This window comes from Duganella callida, assembly GCF_004614165.1.
In the GTDB taxonomy this organism is placed as follows: domain Bacteria; phylum Pseudomonadota; class Gammaproteobacteria; order Burkholderiales; family Burkholderiaceae_D; genus Rugamonas; species Rugamonas callida.
This window is the reverse complement of the sequence record NZ_SPVG01000095.1, coordinates 1-17,426: the sequence shown is the minus strand read 5'-3', so window position 1 is coordinate 17,426 and position 17,426 is coordinate 1. Positions and strand designations below refer to the sequence as shown.

At 64.2% G+C, this 17,426-nt stretch carries 14 protein-coding genes; 6 read left to right on the top strand and 8 right to left on the bottom strand.

Translation table 11 applies throughout. The annotated features are described in order from the left end of the window. Positions 1-21: 21 nt before the first annotated feature. Entirely contained in the window at positions 22-1,116 is a 1,095-nt protein-coding gene (locus E4L98_RS10180; RefSeq protein ID WP_229257344.1) for a GGDEF domain-containing protein, read from the bottom strand. A 199-nt stretch (positions 1,117-1,315) separates the two neighbouring features. On the opposite strand from E4L98_RS10180, the gene E4L98_RS10175 reads away from it, so the two are divergent. The 3 genes from E4L98_RS10175 to E4L98_RS10165 all read left to right on the top strand — a co-directional run bounded on the left by E4L98_RS10175 (position 1,316) and on the right by E4L98_RS10165 (position 4,508). Further along, on the top strand, positions 1,316-2,311 hold the full coding sequence (locus tag E4L98_RS10175) for an SDR family oxidoreductase (protein WP_135201448.1): 996 nt from the start codon (positions 1,316-1,318) through the stop codon (positions 2,309-2,311). A gap of 2 nt (positions 2,312-2,313) precedes the next feature. Then, the gene (ku, locus tag E4L98_RS10170; protein WP_135201447.1) at positions 2,314-3,324 is read left to right on the top strand and encodes a non-homologous end joining protein Ku; all 1,011 of its coding nucleotides are present in this window, start codon (positions 2,314-2,316) and stop codon (positions 3,322-3,324) included. A 104-nt stretch (positions 3,325-3,428) separates the two neighbouring features. Then, entirely contained in the window at positions 3,429-4,508 is a 1,080-nt protein-coding gene (locus E4L98_RS10165; protein ID WP_135201446.1) for a T6SS phospholipase effector Tle1-like catalytic domain-containing protein, read from the top strand. A gap of 4 nt (positions 4,509-4,512) precedes the next feature. Here the strand turns inward: E4L98_RS10165 and ligD are convergent, their stop codons facing one another. After that, positions 4,513-7,029, bottom strand: a complete 2,517-nt coding sequence (gene ligD / locus E4L98_RS10160) for a DNA ligase D (RefSeq protein ID WP_135201445.1) — start codon at positions 7,027-7,029, stop codon at positions 4,513-4,515. A 155-nt stretch (positions 7,030-7,184) separates the two neighbouring features. On the opposite strand from ligD, the gene E4L98_RS10155 reads away from it, so the two are divergent. Further along, positions 7,185-7,526 carry a hypothetical protein gene (locus E4L98_RS10155; protein WP_135201444.1) on the top strand — a complete coding sequence of 114 codons (342 nt, stop codon included), beginning with the start codon at positions 7,185-7,187 and terminating at the stop codon, positions 7,524-7,526. A gap of 42 nt (positions 7,527-7,568) precedes the next feature. Here E4L98_RS10155 and E4L98_RS10150 read toward each other — a convergent pair whose 3' ends face one another. The 5 genes from E4L98_RS10150 to E4L98_RS10130 form a co-directional block, all read right to left on the bottom strand. Continuing rightward, entirely contained in the window at positions 7,569-9,065 is a 1,497-nt protein-coding gene (locus E4L98_RS10150; RefSeq protein ID WP_135201443.1) for an efflux transporter outer membrane subunit, read from the bottom strand. A gap of 1 nt (position 9,066) precedes the next feature. Continuing rightward, positions 9,067-12,246: an efflux RND transporter permease subunit gene (locus tag E4L98_RS10145; RefSeq protein ID WP_135201442.1), complete on the bottom strand. Its 3,180-nt coding sequence runs from the start codon at positions 12,244-12,246 to the stop codon at positions 9,067-9,069. Between the two features lie 6 nt (positions 12,247-12,252). After that, complete coding sequence (locus E4L98_RS10140) at positions 12,253-13,488, bottom strand: efflux RND transporter periplasmic adaptor subunit (protein ID WP_135201441.1); 1,236 nt, start codon at positions 13,486-13,488, stop codon at positions 12,253-12,255. Positions 13,489-13,628: 140 nt separating this feature from the next. Beyond that, the gene (locus tag E4L98_RS10135; protein ID WP_135201440.1) at positions 13,629-14,495 is read right to left on the bottom strand and encodes an alpha/beta hydrolase; all 867 of its coding nucleotides are present in this window, start codon (positions 14,493-14,495) and stop codon (positions 13,629-13,631) included. Continuing rightward, the gene (locus tag E4L98_RS10130) at positions 14,492-14,701 is read right to left on the bottom strand and encodes a hypothetical protein (RefSeq protein ID WP_135201439.1); all 210 of its coding nucleotides are present in this window, start codon (positions 14,699-14,701) and stop codon (positions 14,492-14,494) included. The genes E4L98_RS10135 and E4L98_RS10130 overlap by 4 nt, the downstream gene beginning before the upstream one ends. A gap of 123 nt (positions 14,702-14,824) precedes the next feature. Between E4L98_RS10130 and E4L98_RS10125 the strand changes: the two genes are divergently transcribed. Both E4L98_RS10125 and E4L98_RS10120 read left to right on the top strand, forming a co-directional pair. After that, entirely contained in the window at positions 14,825-15,775 is a 951-nt protein-coding gene (locus tag E4L98_RS10125) for a LysR family transcriptional regulator (protein ID WP_135201438.1), read from the top strand. Next, positions 15,772-16,743 (top strand): D-2-hydroxyacid dehydrogenase, encoded by a 972-nt coding sequence (locus tag E4L98_RS10120; RefSeq protein ID WP_135201437.1) that lies wholly within the window; start codon positions 15,772-15,774, stop codon positions 16,741-16,743. The genes E4L98_RS10125 and E4L98_RS10120 overlap by 4 nt, the downstream gene beginning before the upstream one ends. Before the next feature lie 110 nt (positions 16,744-16,853). On the opposite strand, the gene E4L98_RS10115 is transcribed toward E4L98_RS10120, so the two are convergent. Then, on the bottom strand, positions 16,854-17,132 hold the full coding sequence (locus E4L98_RS10115; protein ID WP_135201436.1) for a VOC family protein: 279 nt from the start codon (positions 17,130-17,132) through the stop codon (positions 16,854-16,856). Positions 17,133-17,426: the final 294 nt, after the last annotated feature.

Genomic DNA, 17,426 nt, shown 5'->3' with positions numbered 1-17,426 from the left:
GCGGTGGCGATGGGGACGATTTCATCCTGCAGCAGACCGGCGGCGCGCGCGGCGGATCTCGTTGTCCAGCGTGTCTTCGCCGGCGCGGCGGTTGGCGGCGCCGGTCACCGCATCCTGCGTGCTCATTTGCGACAGCTGGCCGGCCAGCGCGTCGTTCTGGTGCTTCAATTCGCTCATGCCGAGGCCGAAGCTGACGAATTGCGCCAGGCTGGCGAAGCAGGCGAACTGCTCGCGTGAGAAGGTGATGTGGCGGTCGAACATCAGGCAGATCGCGCCCATCTCCGGGCCGCCCGGCTCGGCGCGCAGCGGCAGCGCCAGGATCATGCGCACATTGCGGTCGTGCAGGCTCATGGCCAGCTCCGGGTCGCCCGCCTTTTCCGGCGCGTCCAGCAGCATCATCTCGCCGCGCGCCACCGCCATCAGCGGCGGGAACACGTCGCGCAGCGGCGATTGCAGCAGCCGGTCGCGCCGCTGCATCAGCCGGCCCAGGTCCAGGTGGTTGCGCGCTTCCTGCGCCACCAGTTGCAGGTCGCCGCGCTCACGCAGATGCAGCACCGCCGTGTGACGCACGCCGGGGAAATTGCACAGGGCCAGACAGATCTGCGCGGCCATCACCGGCACGCTGTCGATGGCGCTCAGCGCGCGCTGCAGGCTGCGCTGCACGCCCAGCAGGTCGCGCAGCTCCTTTTCCTTGTCCAGCAGCGCCTGCTGCATGGCGGCGGCCGGGTCGGCCGGCACCGCCAGCGCCGCGCCCACCGCTTGCCGCAGCTCGTCGTCCAGCAACGGGCAGATGCGGTAATCGAAGCAGCCATACGCCATCAGCTCCGGCAGCCAGGCGCTGTGCTCGTAGGGACACAGCACCAGGGTGCGGGCGCCCGCGCGGCCACGGATCAGCGCGCCGACGCCGGCCAGCTCGCCCAGGTGATCGAAGCCATTCAGGTCGAGGATCAGCAAGTCGGCGCTGCGTGCGGCCAGCGCGGCCCCGGCGGCGTCGACACTGTCGCACACCGTCAGCCGGGCGAACAGTTCGCCGCAGCTGGATTGAAAAGCCCCACGCCGCGCCTCCTCCGGATGAAAGAATACGCCCACACCGTGCAGGCCATACACGTCCGCCATGATCTTGCCCCCTAAGCTGTTTTGGATTGTTGGTCTATTTTTATGCTAGTTTGAACATAAAGTTCATATTTGGCAATATTTTTTGCATTACAGTTCAGATAATTGCTTAAAAAACGGTGTGACCGCATCTGTGACCGAGCGCACCGTCTTCGCCCGTGCCTGCGCCAATACTGTGTTTTCAGGATACAGGGAGAGCACCATGTCGAATTCCGAAAACAAGACCGATGCCGGCAATCTGCAGCGCGAGATCCAGCAGCGCCAGGACCAGTCCGACCAACGCGCGAAGCAGGAGCCGCGCGCCAGCGTCAGCAAAAGCGAAGGCCCGGTGCAGACCGGCGATCATGAATATCCCGGCACGCCGATGCCGGCCCAGCATCTGGAGAAACCGGGGCTGGAAGCGGACATGCAGCTGAAGCCGGAATTTCTGGCGAACGAATACTGCGGCAGCGGCAAGCTGGCCGGCATGGCCGCGCTGATCACCGGCGGCGACTCGGGCATAGGCCGCGCCGTCGCCGTGCTGTACGCGCGCGAAGGCGCGGACGTGGCGATCGTCTACCTCAACGAGGACCAGGACGCGGAAGACACCAAGCGCTACGTGGAAGCGGAAGGCCAGGCCTGCCTGCTGCTGCGCGGCGACGTGCGCGACCCGGCCTTCTGCCGCGACGCCGCCCACCAGGTGCAGGAGCGCTTCGGCCGGCTGGACATCCTGGTCAACAACGCGGCGTTCCAGGAGCACGCGGAAAAGCTGGCCGACCTGACCGAGGACCGCTTCGACCTGACCATGAAGACCAATGTCTACGGCTACTTCCACATGGCCAAGGCGGTCCTGCCGTACATGAAAAAAGGCGCGTCCATCATCAACACCGGGTCGGTGACCGGCCTGCAGGGCTCGAAGAACCTGCTCGACTACTCGACCACCAAGGGCGCCATCCATGCGTTCACCATGTCGCTGGCCTCCAACCTGCTGGAACAGGGCATCCGCGTCAACGCGGTGGCGCCCGGCCCGGTGTGGACGCCGCTGAATCCGGCCGACCAGTCGCCGGACAAGATCAAGGAGTTCGGCGCGCAGACCGACATGAAACGCCCGGCGCAGCCGCAGGAATTGTCGCCGGCTTACGTGTTCCTGGCGGCGCCGTCGTGCTCGAGCTACATCAGCGGCATCGTGCTGCCGGTGACCGGTTCGGTGGGCAGCTGATCATGGCCGCGCGCGCATTGTGGAAGGGGGCGATCAGCTTCGGGCTGGTCTACATCCCGGTCGAGATGTACACGGCCGTGCAGGAGCATGATCTGGACCTGACCATGCTGGACAAGCGCGACTTCTCGCCCATCGGCTACAAGCGCTATAACAAGAGCAGCGGCAAGGAAGTCACCTGGGACAACATCGTCAAGGGCTACGAGTACGAGGACAACGAATACGTGGTGCTGTCAGAGGAGGATCTGCGCCGCGCCAACGTGGAAGCCACCCAGACCATCGACATTCACGCCTTCGTCGAATCGGCCGAGGTGCCGCTGACCTATTACGAGACGCCCTACTATCTCGCGCCCACGCGCGGCGGCGGCAAGGTGTACGCCCTGCTGCGCGAGACCTTGCGCAAGGCCGGCAAGATCGCCATCGCCACGGTAGTGATGCGCACCAAGCAGCACCTGTGCGCGCTGGTCTGCGTCGAGGACAAGATCGTGCTGAACACGCTGCGTTACGCCACCGAGATCCGCAGCGCCGAAGACCTGAAGCTGCCGCCGGCCACGCTGAAGGCGGCCGGCATCAGCGACAAGGAACTCAAAATGGCGCTGTCGCTGGTGGAAGGCATGAGCGAGGGATGGAACCCGGACCAGTATCACGACACCTACAAGGAAGACGTGATGGCCATGGTGCAGAAGAAGATCAAGGCCGGCCAGACCAAGACCATCACCGCGCCGGGCAAGGAGGAGGCCGCGCCCAAGGCATCCAACGTGGTCGACCTGGTGGCGCTGCTGCAGGACAGCCTGGGCAAGCGCGGCAAGGCGGCGCCGAAGGCGCGCGCCGCCAACGACGAGGACGACGACGAGGAAGAAGTACAACCGCCCAAGGCACGCGGCCGGGCCAAGCCCGCCAGCGGCGCCGGCGCCAAGGCCGCCGCCGGCACACGCCGCAAGAGCACCGCCAAGCCGGCCGCCACGACCACCGCGCGTAAACCGCGCGCCGCCGCCAGTCGCGCCAAGGCAGCCTGAGCCTGAATCAGTTGCGATTTCGCGACGCCGCGATTTTTCACTCGACTTGCTTGTCAAAAGGCGAATAATCGGAGGACTTTTCCTAGAAACTGTAGGAGGTCCAGATGTCAAAGAATATCGTTTTTTGCGCTGATGGAACATGGAATGGCCCAGGGCAAGACCTTGAAGGAAACGCGGTCACCTGTTCGCCCACCAACGTGCTGAAGTTGTACCACTGGCTCGACGGCAAGGACACGCTGGAGACGCTGGGCCTCCCTGGCGAAGCCGAGCGCATCCTGCGCGGCGCCGATGGCGCCGTCACTCAGGTCGCCAAATACCTCGACGGCGTGGGTTACGCCGACAACTGGCTGGTACGTATCCTCGGCGGCGTGTTCGGCTCCGGCATCATCGCCCGCATCGTGCGCGGCTATACCTTCATCTCGCGCTACTACGAGGATGGCGACCGCATCTTCATCATCGGCTTCAGCCGCGGCGCCTACACCGCGCGCTCGCTGGCCGGCATGATACTGGACGTCGGGCTGCTGGCCGACCAGGACCAGCTGGCCGATAAGGAAACCGCCTACCGGCTCGGCTGCGCCATGTGGAACCAGCACCGCAAGCACCCGCGCATGGAGGCGGCGCGGCACGATGTCTTCGGCAGCATGCGCGACCTGCTGGTGGACCTGCCCAACTTCTTCTCCAGCCCGGCGCCGGACAGCAAGGTGGTGCACGTGCCGGGCATCGAAGCGGTGGCCGTGTGGGACACCGTCGGCGCGCTCGGCATCCCGCAATACAACCGCCTTGGCGACCGGCTGGACGCCTTCAAGTTCTGCAACAACAGGCTGGACGCCCGCATCCGCCTCGGCCTGCACGCCATTGCCGACGACGAGGAACGCCAGGACTTCGACCCGACCTTGTGGGACACGGCGGACAATGTGCTGCAGCGGCGCTTCCGTGGCGCCCATGGCGATGTGGGCGGAGGATATTCCTTGACTGTGGACGGCAGCGGGCTGTCGGACATCGCCCTGCTGTGGATGCAGCGGCAGCTCAGTGAAAAACTGCTGTTCGGATCGCGCCCCGAAGGTATCCATCCCGACCCCACGATCCGCATCCATGAGCCGTGGAAGGAGGTACCGTTCTGCAGCCTGGGCGTGGCGCGACGCGACTTCCGCCACCGGCCGGACATTCCGTTCGCGGATGGCTGAGGCGTCAGCCGCCGCCCGGTTTGAATTTCATCAGTTTCATGGCGGCGGCCAGGCCCTTGGCCGATTTGGCGTAATCGTCCCACGGCGTGTTGCCGACATCGAGGCGGCTGTGCGCGTTGTTGACGTTCCACTGGTCGGCGCCGCGCAGTCCGGGCAGCTCGTCCCAGGTGATGGGCACGGAAATGCCCAGGCCCGGCCGGGTGCGCGCCGACCAGGCGGCGACCGTGGTGGCGCCGCGCCCGTTGCGCAGGTAGTCGATGAAGATCTTGCCGACGCGGTTGCGCGGTCCGCTCTTGAGCACGAAGCGCTCCGGTATCGTCTCCGCCATGTGCGCCACGATCGCTTGCGAAAAGTCTTTTACATCGTCCCAGCCATAGCCCGGCTTGACCGGCACCACCACGTGCAGGCCCTTGCCGCCGCTGGTCTTGAGGAAGGCCGGCAGGCCCAATTCGTCGAGGAAGGCGCGCATCAACAGCGCCGCCTCCCGCACCTGCTCCCAGCCGACGCCCTTGCCGGGGTCGAGGTCGAAGATCATCCGGTTCGGTTTTTCGTAGCTGCCGCCGCTGGCGTTCTGGGTGTGGAATTCGACCACGTTCATCTGCGCCGCCGACAGCAGCGCTTCCTCGCTCGGCACCTCCAGCATGGGCGGATGATCCGGGTCCAGCGACTGTTTGAATTGCTTCACGCCCGGCATGCGCGAGACTTCCGCGTGCTTCTGGAAAAACAGTTCGCCGCCCACGCCTTCCGGCGCGCGCACCAGCGATACCGGGCGGCCTTTCAGATGGGGGATCATCAGCGACGACACCAGCGCGTAATAGCGCACCAGCGTGATCTTGGTGGCGCCGCTTTCCTGGTCGATCACCCGGTCGGGATTGGTGACTTTCAGCGATTTGGGCAGATTGCCCTGGATTGCCGGCTGCATGACGGGTTCCTCCTTCAGATGCCTGGCCTCTTCGCGCACGATGCTGTCGGCCTTCTTGTCCTTGCGCAATCCCTTGAACACCGAATGGCGGATCGAGCCGGAATGCGTCCATTCGCCGAACGCCACCTCCGCCACCAGCGTGGGCTTGAGCCAGTGCGCGCGTTTGGCGATGTCGCGATTCGGGGCGAACGGGCTTTTATCGGCGTGCAGCTTCTCCATTTTCGCCTTCAGCTCCTTCAGCGAGGTGGCATTGAAGCCGCTGCCGACGTTACCTGCGTATTGCAGCTTGCCGTCCTTGTCGTAAGTCCCCAGCAGCAGCGAGCCGAAGCCGCTGCGCGAGCCTTGCGGATCGGTGTAACCGCCGATGACGAATTCCTGGCGTTGGCCGCATTTCAGCTTGATCCAGCTGCCGTTGCGCCGCGCGCTGTACGGCGCGTCGCGGCGCTTGCCGATGATGCCCTCGAGGCCCATCTGGCAGGCGGCGGCGATCATGTCCCGCGGCGGCGCGTTCAGCGCTGCGCTGAAGCGCACGTTCTCGCTTTCGCGCTTGGCCATGATCTCCTGCAGGATCACGCGGCGTTCCTCCAGCGGCAGCTCGCGCAGGTCGTGGCCGTTGTGGTACGGCAGGTCAAAGATGAAATAGACGATGTCGCCCGGTGCGTTCTCGTCGAAGGCATTCTGCAACAGGCCGAAATCGGGACGGCCGTCGTCGTCGTGCACCACAATCTCGCCGTCGTACCAGCCGGGCGGGAATTTGAGTTTCGCCAGATGGTCGCGCAGCGGCTGCAGCTTGTGGGTCCAGTCGTTGCCGTTGCGGGTGATCAGGCGGATGTCCTTGCCGTCGATGCGGGCCAGGATGCGGTAGCCGTCGAACTTCACTTCGAACAGCCACTCGCCGGCATCGGCGGGCGGGCCGTCGACCAGGGTGGCCAGCTGCGGCGACAGCGTCTCCGGCATCTCCGCCTTGGGCGCGGCGCGCTCGCCGGCCTTGGCGGTGGCGGCATCGGGTTCGGGATGCGACGCGCCATCCGCCGTGCCCAGCGCCGCCGGCATCGGCAGCGCCTTCACGCTGTCCGGCATTTCGTCGACCACGCTGAATTCCTCCGCCGGCCGCGCGTAGTCGTCCTTTTCCTTGATCAGCAGCCAGGGCTCCTGCTTCTCTCCTTTTCCCTTCATGCGCACCAGTACCCAGCGGCCGTGCATCTTGTGGCCCTCGATTTCGAATTTGAGGTTGCCGGCCTTGAGCGCCTTGTGCGGATCGTCGAGCGGACGCCAGGTGCCCTTGTCCCAGATGATCACCTTGCCGGCGCCGTACTGCTTGGGCGGGATGGTGCCCTCGAAATCGTTGTAGGAGATGGGATGGTCTTCCACATGCACGGCCATGCGCTTGTCGTGCGTGTCGTAGCTGGGGCCTTTGGGCACGGCCCAGCTCATCATCACGCCGTCCAGCTCGAGCCGGAAGTCGTAATGCAGTCGCGTCGCCCAGTGCTTCTGGATGACGAAGGTGAGCGCTTCGGCGCCCTCCTGGCCGCCCTCGGCCGGTTCGGGAGTGATGGCGAAGTTGCGCTTGGCCTTGTAGGTTTTGAGTGAGCCTTTCATGCCACCAGACTAAGCCTGTCCGGTGCGCGGAACTGTGCGATGGCGAACATGTAAGCGATTGTAAAGGCCGTCAACGACGATAAAGCGGGCGACGTTTTCTGCTCAGAGACACAGGAATTGGTCCTGGGCCTTCCACCTAGATAGAGGATTGAGTCATGAAAAAAGTAATCGCTACCGTGATCGCCGGCCTGTTCGCAACCGCTGCCTTCGCCCAGACCCCGGCCACCGCTCCCGCCACCCCAGCCGCCGCCAAAGCCGAAGCCAAGGAAGCCAAAACCGACTCCAAGGCGGATGCGAAAGAAGCCAAAGTAGCGGCCAAGGCCGAAGCCAAAACCGCCAAGGCGGAAGCGGAAGCCAAGAAGGACGTCGCCGTCGCCAAGGCTGACGAGAAAGCCGACAAAGCGGATGCCCACGCCAAGGCTACGCACACCAAGGCCAAGGCACATGCCAAGACCGAGAAGGCGGAAGCCACCACTCCTGCTCCAGTCACCAAGTAATCAGCACCAAAAAAAAGCGGACCGGTTGGTCCGCTTTTCCGTTTACTTCTGCGCCAGCGTGGTTGGCGCCGGTTTCGCATCGCCCCAGCCACCGCCCAGGGCGCGTATCAGCGCCACGGTGGTGACCGCGCGATTGCCGCGCAACTGCACCGCGCTGCGTTCCACCGCAGCCAGGTTGCGCTGCGCGTCCAGCAGGTCCAGATAGCTGGAACGGCCGGCCGTGTACAGCTTCTGCGCCAGGTCCGCCGAGCGGCGCGCCGAGACGACGGCATCGTCGATCTGCGCCGTCTGGCCGGCCAGGATACGCAGGCCCGCCAGATTGTCTTCCACCTCCTCGAACGCCACCAGCACGCTCTGGCGATACGTACCGACCGATTCCTCCAGCGCCGCTTCGCTGCGGGTGATGTTGGACCGGTTGCGGCCACCATCGATCAGCGGCATCGACATCGCCGCGCCCAGCAGCCACGAGCGGCTGCTCCACTTGAACACGTCGGCCACGGTGCCGCCCGAGACGCCGCCCGCGTTCGCGTTCAGCATCAGCGACGGGAACATCGCCGCGCGCGCCACGCCGATCCGGGCGTTGGCCGCTTCCATCGCGCGCTGTGCGGCGGCGATGTCGGGACGGCGTTCGAGCAGCGTCGACGGCATGCCGGCCGGGATCACCGGCAGCAGGCTGCTGTCCAGCAGCGGGCTGTTACCCGCCGTATAGCTGGCCGCCGGTTTGCCCAGCAGGACCGCCAGCGCATGCTCGGTGGTCACGCGCTGACGCTGCAGGCCGATGGCTTCCGCGCGGGCGGTCGCCAGTTCGGTCTTGGCGCGCGACAGGTCGAATTCGCCGATGTCGCCCAGGTCGAAGCGACGCTGGTTGACCTTGACGTTCTCCTCCCGCGTCTGCACCGTGCGGTTCAGGGTTTCCAGCTCGGCATCGGTGGAACGCAGACGGAAGTAGGTCTGCGCCACGTCGGCCTGCACGGCCAGCAGCACCGAGCGGTAGTTGGCTTCCACCGATGCGGCGTCGCCGCGCGCGGCCGCCACGTTCGACGAGACGCGGCCGAACAGGTCGACCTCGTAGCTGGCGGTCAGGTTGGCGGTGAACACCTTGGCCGGCGCCACCGGCGTACCGGCTGGCAGCCCCAGTTCCACGTCCGACTGACGCACACGCTGGGCGCCGGCATTCACGCCGACCTGCGGAATGCGGTCCGCTTCGGCGATGCCGGCGATGGCGCGCGCCTGCTTGACGCGGGCGGCCGCCACGGCCAGGTTGGCGTTGGCGCGGGTGGCTTCATTGATCAGCTCAGTCAGGGCCGGATCGTTGAAGGCCAGCCACCATTCGCCGCGCGGCTGCGCTTCGGCGGCTTGCGCCTGTTGCCAGGTGCTGCCGTCGGCGGCGGTTTTCACCGCATCGGGCGTTTGCGATTCCTTGAACGCAGTCGGCACGTCGATCGCAGGCTGCTTGAATTCCGGTGCGGCGCACGCGGTCATCAGCAAGGCCGCCAGGACCGGCGCGACACCTTTTGCAATCATCTGCAGCTTGTTCATATTAATGAGTCCCTTCCAGGTTCGCCACGGCATGGCCGGTGGCAGGTTTTTTCTCCAGGCGTACCGCCAGGGTACGCAGCAGGACGTAGAACACCGGCGTCAGGAACAGGCCGAAGAAGGTCACGCCCAGCATGCCGGCAAACACCGCCACACCCATTGCATGACGCATTTCCGAACCCGCGCCGTGCGAGAACACCAGCGGCAGCACGCCCATGATGAATGCGATCGAGGTCATCAGAATCGGACGCAGACGCAGACGGCAGGCTTCCAGCGCGGCGGCGACGATGCTGCGGCCCTGGTGTTCCAGCTCCCGCGCAAACTCCACGATCAGGATCGCGTTCTTCGACGCCAGGCCCACCAGCACGAACAACGCAATCTGGGTGAACACGTTGTTGTCGCCGTGGGTCAGCTTGACGCCCACCAGTGCGCACAGGATCGACATCGGCACGATCAGGATCACGGCCAGCGGCAGGGTCCAGCTTTCGTACTGGGCGGCCAGCACCAGGAACACCAGCAGCACGCACAGCGGGAACACATAGATCATCGTGTTACCGGACAGGATGTCCTGGTACACCAGTTCCGTCCATTCGTAGCTGATCCCTTTCGGCAGCGTCTCTTCCAGAATCCTGGTCATTTCAGCCTGCGCTTCGCCCGACGAGACGCCAGGTGCGCCATTGCCGTTCAGTTCAGCCGCGACGTAGGCGTTGTAGCGCTGCACGCGGTCCGGGCCATAGCTGTCTTTCACCCGCATCAGCGACGACAGCGGAATCATCTCGCCCTTGCCATTGCGGACCTTCAGCTGGGCGATGTCCTCGGCGTGCGAACGGAACTGCTGGTCAGCCTGCACCCGCACCTGGTAGGTGCGGCCGAACTGATTGAAGTCGTTCACATACAGCGAGCCCAGATTGATCTGCAAGGTCTGGTAGATGGTCTGCAGCGGTACGCCCAGCTGCTTGGCCTTCTGGCGATCGATGTCGGCATACAGCTGCGGCACATTGATCTGGTAGCTGGAGAACACGCCGGCCAGCTTCGGATTCTGCCAGGCCTTCATCTGCACCGCCTGGATGGCCTTGTACAGCGCGTCGTAGCCCAGGTTGTCGCGGTCTTCGATCATCACCTTGAAACCGCCGGTGGTGCCCAGGCCATTGACTGGCGGCGGCGGCAGCACCATCACGAAGGCGCCTTCGATCGCGCCCATGCGCTTGTTGATTTCGGCGGCGATGGCTTGCGCCGATTCGCTTGGCTTGGTGCGCTCCTCGAACGGCTTCAGTGGAGTGAACACGATACCGGCGTTGGGCGCATTGGTGAAGCCATTGATCGACAGGCCAGGGAAGGCCACCGAGTCAGCCACGCCAGGGATGTCCTTGGCGATGTCGGACATCTTGCGGATCACGGCCTCGGTACGGTCCAGCGACGCTGCATCCGGCAGCTGGGCGAAGCCGATCAGGTACTGCTTGTCCTGCGCCGGCACGAAGCCCGGCGGCACCGCCTTGAACATGAAGCCGGCGGCTACGCCCAGAATCGCGTAGACGATCAGCGACGAACCCTTGCGTTTCAGGACGCCGGTGACGCCGCTTTCATAGCCGTGCGAAGCGCGGTGGAACACGCGGTTGAACCACTTGAAGAAGCGGCCGAAGACGGCGTCCATCACGCGGGTCAGGCCATCCTTCGGTGCATCGTGAGGACGCAGCAGCACAGCCGACAGGGCCGGCGCCAGGGTCAGCGAGCTGAATGCCGAGATCACGGTCGAAATCGCGATGGTCAGGGCAAACTGCTTGTAGAACTGGCCCGACAGACCGGACACGAATGCGATCGGCACGAACACGGCGCACAGCACCAGGGCGATCGCGATGATCGGACCGCTCACCTCTTTCATCGCCTGGATGGTCGCGTCGTGCGGCGACAAGCCGTTTTCGATGTTACGTTCGACGTTCTCCACCACCACGATCGCATCGTCCACCACGATACCGATGGCCAGCACCAGGCCGAACAGCGACAGCGTGTTGATCGAGAAGCCAAAGCCCAGCATCACGGCGAAGGTACCCACCACCGAGACGGGAACGGCCAGCAGCGGAATCACCGATGCGCGCCAGGTTTGCAGGAATACGATCACCACCAGCGCCACCAGGATGATGGCTTCCACCAGCGTGTGGATGACGGCGCGGATCGATTCGCGCACGAATTGGGTCGGGTCGTACACAATTTTGTATTCGACGCCTTCCGGGAAATCTTTCGACAGGCGAGCCATGGTCGCACGCACGTCGGCCGACAGCTGCAGGGCGTTGGCGTTCGGTGCCTCGAAAATAGGAATCGCGACTGCCGATTTGTTGTTCAGCAGGGAGCGCAGCGCGTAGGAGTTCGAACCCATCTCCATGCGGGCCACGTCCTTCAGCAGCGTCACCGCGCCGTCGGCATTGGTCTTCAGGATGATGTTGCCGAATTCTTCCTCGGACTGCAGACGGCCCTGGGTGTTGACGGTCAGCTGGAAGTCCGCGTTCTTGGTCGGACCCTGGCCGATCACACCGGCCGCCACCTGCACGTTCTGCTCGCGGATCGCGTCGACCACGTCGCCGGCAGTCATGCCGCGCTGGGCGACTTTCTGCGGGTCGAGCCAGATGCGCATGGCGTAGTCGCCGGAACCGAACAGCTGTACCTCGCCCATGCCGGGCAGACGGGCCAGCTGGTCCTTGATGTTCAGCACCGCGTAATTGCGCAGATACAGGTCGTCGTAACGGCCGTTCGGCGAATTCAGGTGGACCACCATGGTCAGGTTGGGCGACGATTTGACGGTCGTCACGCCGATCTGGCGCACTTCTTCCGGCAGGCGTGGCAGCGCGCGCTGAACGCGGTTCTGCACCTGGGTTTCAGCCTGCTCGACGTTGGTGCCGATCTTGAAGGTGACGGTCAGCGCCAGCGCGCCGTCCGAGGTGTTTTGCGAGGACATGTACAGCATGTTCTCGACGCCGTTGATCTGCTCTTCCAGCGGCGCGGCCACCGTTTCGGCGATGATCTTCGGGTTGGCGCCCGGGTACTGCGCACGCACCACCACCGATGGCGGCACCACGTCCGGGTACTCCGAGATCGGCAGCTTGAAGATCGAGATCAAGCCGCCGACGAAGATGATGATCGACAGTACCGCCGCAAAAATCGGCTTGTCGACAAAAAATCGGGAGATATTCATTTTTATTTATTCCTTGGAAGTGCCGGCCTTCTTGGTGTCGGCGACGGCGACTTTTTCATCTTTTTTAGGCGCGGTGGCGGCCAGCGGATCGGCGTCCATCGGCACCACGGTCGGGGTCAGCGGCGCACCCGGCTTGACGCGCTGCAGACCATTGACGACGATCTTCTCGCCCGGCTTCAGACCATCGCGCACGATGCGCAGACCATCGACCTGCGGGCCCAGGATCACAGGGCGGTACTCGGCCTTGTTGTCCTTGTCCACCACGAACACGAACTTGCGGTTCTGGTCGGTGCTGACGGCACGTTCATTGATCAGCAGCGTCGATTTGGCGCCGGTGGTGCCGGCCAGCTGCACGCGGGCGAACAGGCCGGGGACCAGCGCGTTGTCGGCGTTGGCCAGTACGGCGCGCATGCGCACCGAACCGCTGCGCACGTCGAGCTGGTTATCGACGAATTCCAGCTTGCCTTCGTGCGGGAAGCCTTCTTCGTTGGCCAGGCCGATCTTGACCACGGCCGGCGTGCCTTTGTGGGCGGCGGCGCCGACGCGCAGGTAGGTGTCTTCATCGCCGTCGAACGAGGCGTAGATCTGGTCCAGCGACACCACCGAGGTCAGCACCGCCGACTGGTCGACCAGGTTACCCAGGGTGATTTCGGCTTTCGACACGCGGCCGTTGATCGGCGAGGTCACTTGCGTGTAGCTCAGGTTCAGCTTGGCGGTTTCGTACTGGGCGGTGGCGGCGCGGGCGTCGGCGTCCAGCTGCTTGTAGGCCGATGCGGAAGCATCGTATTCACGCTGGGCGATGGCTTTGTCGGCCAGCAGCTTCTCGGCGCGCACCACTTCGATCTTGGCCAGGTCGGCCTTGGCGCGGGCCGAATTGGCGGCCGCTTCGGCGCGGTTGGCTTCCGCCTGGAACGGACGCGGATCGATCACGAACAGCACGTCGCCCTTCTTCACCTGCGAACCAGGCTTGAAATTGATGGCGGTGATGAAGCCACCGACGCGCGGACGGATCTGCACCTGGTCGATGGCTTCCAGACGGCCCGAGAACTCCTGGGTCTCGGTCAGGGTTTTCTCGACCACGGTGGCGGCCGAAATCGGCGGACCGCCGGCGGCGGCCGGCGCTTGTTCCTTGCCGGCGGTCGCTTCGCCACAACCCGCAAGAGTGATTGCGGCCAGTCCCGCCAGCGCCATAGCGGCGGCCAGCGGCCGGGCTACAGCGGTCAATGATTTAATGTTTTTCATTTGAATTCCTTTTTATATGAAAATAATTAATGGAAAAGGCGGCACCGGGCGTCTCAGCGAAAATCGAGAAAACACGGTACTAGCGCCCCGCTGGCAAGCCAGCGGGGACGTGACTCTTTACTGCTTATGGGATGGAAATCCTACTTGGCTGGCGGCGTCTCGGACCGATCCAGGCCAGCGACGAAGCTGGCGATTTCTTCCAGCGCGATGCATCTGCACGCGCATTCGTTACGTGCCTCGGTATCCTTCAGAGGCGCCGGCAGCATGCGCCGGATGGTTGTGTCGACGCCGCAGGATTGCAGCTTAGCGCCGTATTGTTCAGCTTCGTCACGCAGCGGATCGTCTTCGGCCGACAGGATCAGCGCCGGCGGCAGATTCTTCAGGCGGCTCGATTGCAGCGGCGATGCGTACGGATGGGCACGGTCGGCGGCGTTCGGCAGATAGCCGCGGTACGCCTTGGCGCAGGCATCGGCCACGTCCAGCAACTCGGGGTCGGCCTGGATCTCGCGCATCGAACCGGTCGACAGGCCCGGGTCCAGCATGGGCATGACCAGGATCTGCCCCGCCAGGCCGGGACCGCCGCGATCGCGCGACATCAGCGCGCAAACCGCGGCCAGATTGGCGCCCGCTTCGATGCCGGCCACCAGCAGCTGCTTGCCGGTCCAGCCGAGTTTGGCCTTGTTCTTCTTGGCCCACATCAGTACCGCGTGCGCATCTTCCACCGCGGCCGGGAATGGCTTTTCGGTTGCAAGCGTGTAGGCGGATGCTAACACCGCCATTTGCCTGCTGTCGTCCGCCAAATGGCGGAGGAACATGTCGGCATCTTCCAGGTCGCCGCCGACGAAGCCGCCGGCGTGGAAGAACACCAGCAGCATGTCGCGCTTGGCGCCGGCATCGCCGCTGGTGTAGAGACGTGCCGCCAGCGGACCTTCCGCGCCCTTCACTTCCAGGCTGCGGATCTTGAGCTGGTCCGACAAGGTCGGCAAAGTCTCTGCTGGCTTGTTCATTGTTGCACCGTTCCCGTATCGTTGGAGGACAACATGTTAGCAGGGTCGCAGCACTGGTCGCCGCTCGCCACCTGGGTCAGTGCGCGCACGCCGCTGACTTCCGCCTTGGCCGTGTGTGAATAGGCGTCCGTGTACACCACGCCTGCCAGTGCGGCCGACGTCATCGCCAGCGCTATCGTTGCGAAAAATGCATCCCGATATTTCATGATTGCCCTCCTTTCTTTGGTCATTTTCTTTGTGCAGTACAGCAATCTTAAACATGTTCTACAATCTGATAAATACGGCAAAGTCGAATTGATTGTTCAGAATGCCGAACAATGGGACCAGAAATGAATAAACTTCAAGCGATGGAGGTGTTTGTGCAGGTGGTGGACGCCGGCGGCTTTACGCGTGCGGCGGAGAACATGAAACTGCCTAAAGCGACGGTATCGACCCTGATCCAGTCGCTGGAAACCTCGCTGTCGGTCAAGCTGCTGCACCGGACCACGCGCCACGTCAGCGTCACCGCCGACGGCGCCGCCTATTACGAACGCTGCCTGCGCATCCTGGCCGACGTGCGCGAGGCCGAGGAATCGTTGTCGCGCACACGGCTCAGCCCCACCGGCCGGCTGCGGGTGGATGCGCCCACCGGCCTGGCCAGCGACGTAATCATCCCTGCCCTGCCCGACTTCTTTGCACAATACCCGGACATCCAGCTGGAGCTCGGCTGCAGCGACCGGCCGGTGGACCTGATCGAGGAAGGCGTCGATTGCGCGGTGCGCGGCGGCCAACTGGGCGACTCCAGCCTGATCGCGCGCCGGGTCGGCATCCTGCATTTCGTCACCTGCGCCTCGCCGGCCTACCTGGAACGCCACGGCACGCCGGCGCATCCGAACGATCTGGTGAACCACCGCTGCGTCAATTATTTTTCCGCGCGCACCGGCAAGATTTACGACTGGGACTTTACGCGCGACGGCGAGCGCGTGCAGGTAGCCCTGCCCGGCAGCATTGCGCTCAATGACAGCAACGCCTACACGGCCGCCGGCCTGGCGGGCCTGGGCATCGTGCAGATGGCCAACTTCATGATGGAGCCGATGATCAAGGATGGCCGTTTCATCTCGATACTGGACGACTGGCTCAGCGACCCGCTGCCGATTCACGTGGTGTATCCGCAGAACCGCCACCTGTCGGCCAAGGTGCGCGTGTTTGTCGAATGGATCGCCGAATTGTTCGCCAACCACCCCGGCATGCGCCTGCCCAAGACCCCGGCGCGCGCCACTTCCTTTGAGGTTGCCTTATGACTGAACCACACCGCATCGTTTTCCTCGACCGCGACAGCGTGATCGCCAGTGTGCGCAAGCCGGCGTTTGCGAATGAATGGGCCGAGTATCCTTCCACCCGTGCCGGCGATACCGTGCAGCGTCTGCGCGACGCGCGCGCGACGATCGCCATCACCAACAAGGTGCCGCTGTCGGCGGACGATCTGGCGCAGCTGCCGGACCTGAAGCTGATCGCGGTGGCGGCCACCGGCACCAACATCGTCGATCTGCAAGCGGCGCGGCGGCGCGGCATCGTGGTGACCAACATCCGCAACTACGCGGTGCACACGCTGCCCGAGCATACCTTTGCGCTGATCCTGGCGCTACGCCGCCAGCTGATCGCCTATCGCGCCGATATCGAGGCCGGCTTGTGGCAGAAGTCCGAGCGTTTCTGCCTGTTCGGCCATCCGGTCGCCGATCTGGCGGGCAGCCGCCTGGGCCTGTTCGGCTACGGCGCGCTGGGCAAGGCCACCGCGCAGATCGCACGCGCCTTCGGCATGGAAGTGATCGTGCACAATCGCTCGCCGCTGGCCGATGCCGCGGGCGATGGCGTGCGCGAGGCCGGTTTCGACGAGGTGCTGGAGACGTCGGACGTGATCAGCCTGCACCTGCCGCTGACCGACCAGACGCGCAACATGATCAGCGCCAAGGAACTGATCCGCATGAAGCGCAACGCCCTGCTGATCAACACCGCGCGCGGCGGCCTGGTCGATGAAGTGGCTCTGGCCGACGCCCTGAGCAGCGGCCTGATCGCCGGCGCCGGCTTCGACGTGCTGATCACCGAACCGCCGCCGGCCGACAACGTGCTGCTCAACCTGCGCCTGCCGAATTTCATCCTGACCCCGCACTCGGCCTGGGCCAGTGCGCAGGCGATGCAGACGTTGGCCGATCAGTTGATCGACAATATCGAGGCGTGGCAGGCCGGCGCGCCTCGCAATGTCGTGACGTAGCGCTCAGCGCGGAAAGACGTTCATCGTCATGTGCCCTGCCACGTTCAGCGCGATGCCGGCGAACCACGGACCGTCCATCTTCTGTCCCAGGAGGGTCCAGCCGATCGGCGTCAGGAATTGATGCGGTCCACCACCAGGTGGTGCTGTGGATCGAATACCCAGGTGGTCTCGAAATCCACTTCGAACAGATGGCCGTCGGGATCCTTGAAATAGCCGGCAATGCCCCAGTGCGTGCGCGTGGCCGGCTTGACGATCGTGCCGCCCGCCTGCTCCGCCTTGGCCAGGATACGCGGCACCTCGTCCGGTTGCCGCGCCACCAGATGCATGCGCTGGCTCGGCGCGAGCGCTTCCACCGCTGAATAGGTATGACCCACGGCTTGATCGAGCATTGAGGATTTCCTTGAATAATGTGACAGCAAAATATCACATGATTCAGGCTAACGGGCGTGCAGATAAAGTTGAAACAGCGCATATTGCCTATCTGATACTTGAGCGGCGAGACGCGCAACGCGATGCTTTCATCATTCGCCATGATGCCCTCCCGGTCAAGAGCGTCAGTCTATCGCCTGATGGCAAAGCGTGAGACAAAACAAAAGGGCCTGAAGATTGCTCTTCAGGCCCTCAAATTTGGTGCGGCTGGCAGGAATCGAACCCACGACCCCTTGGTTCGTAGCCAAGTACTC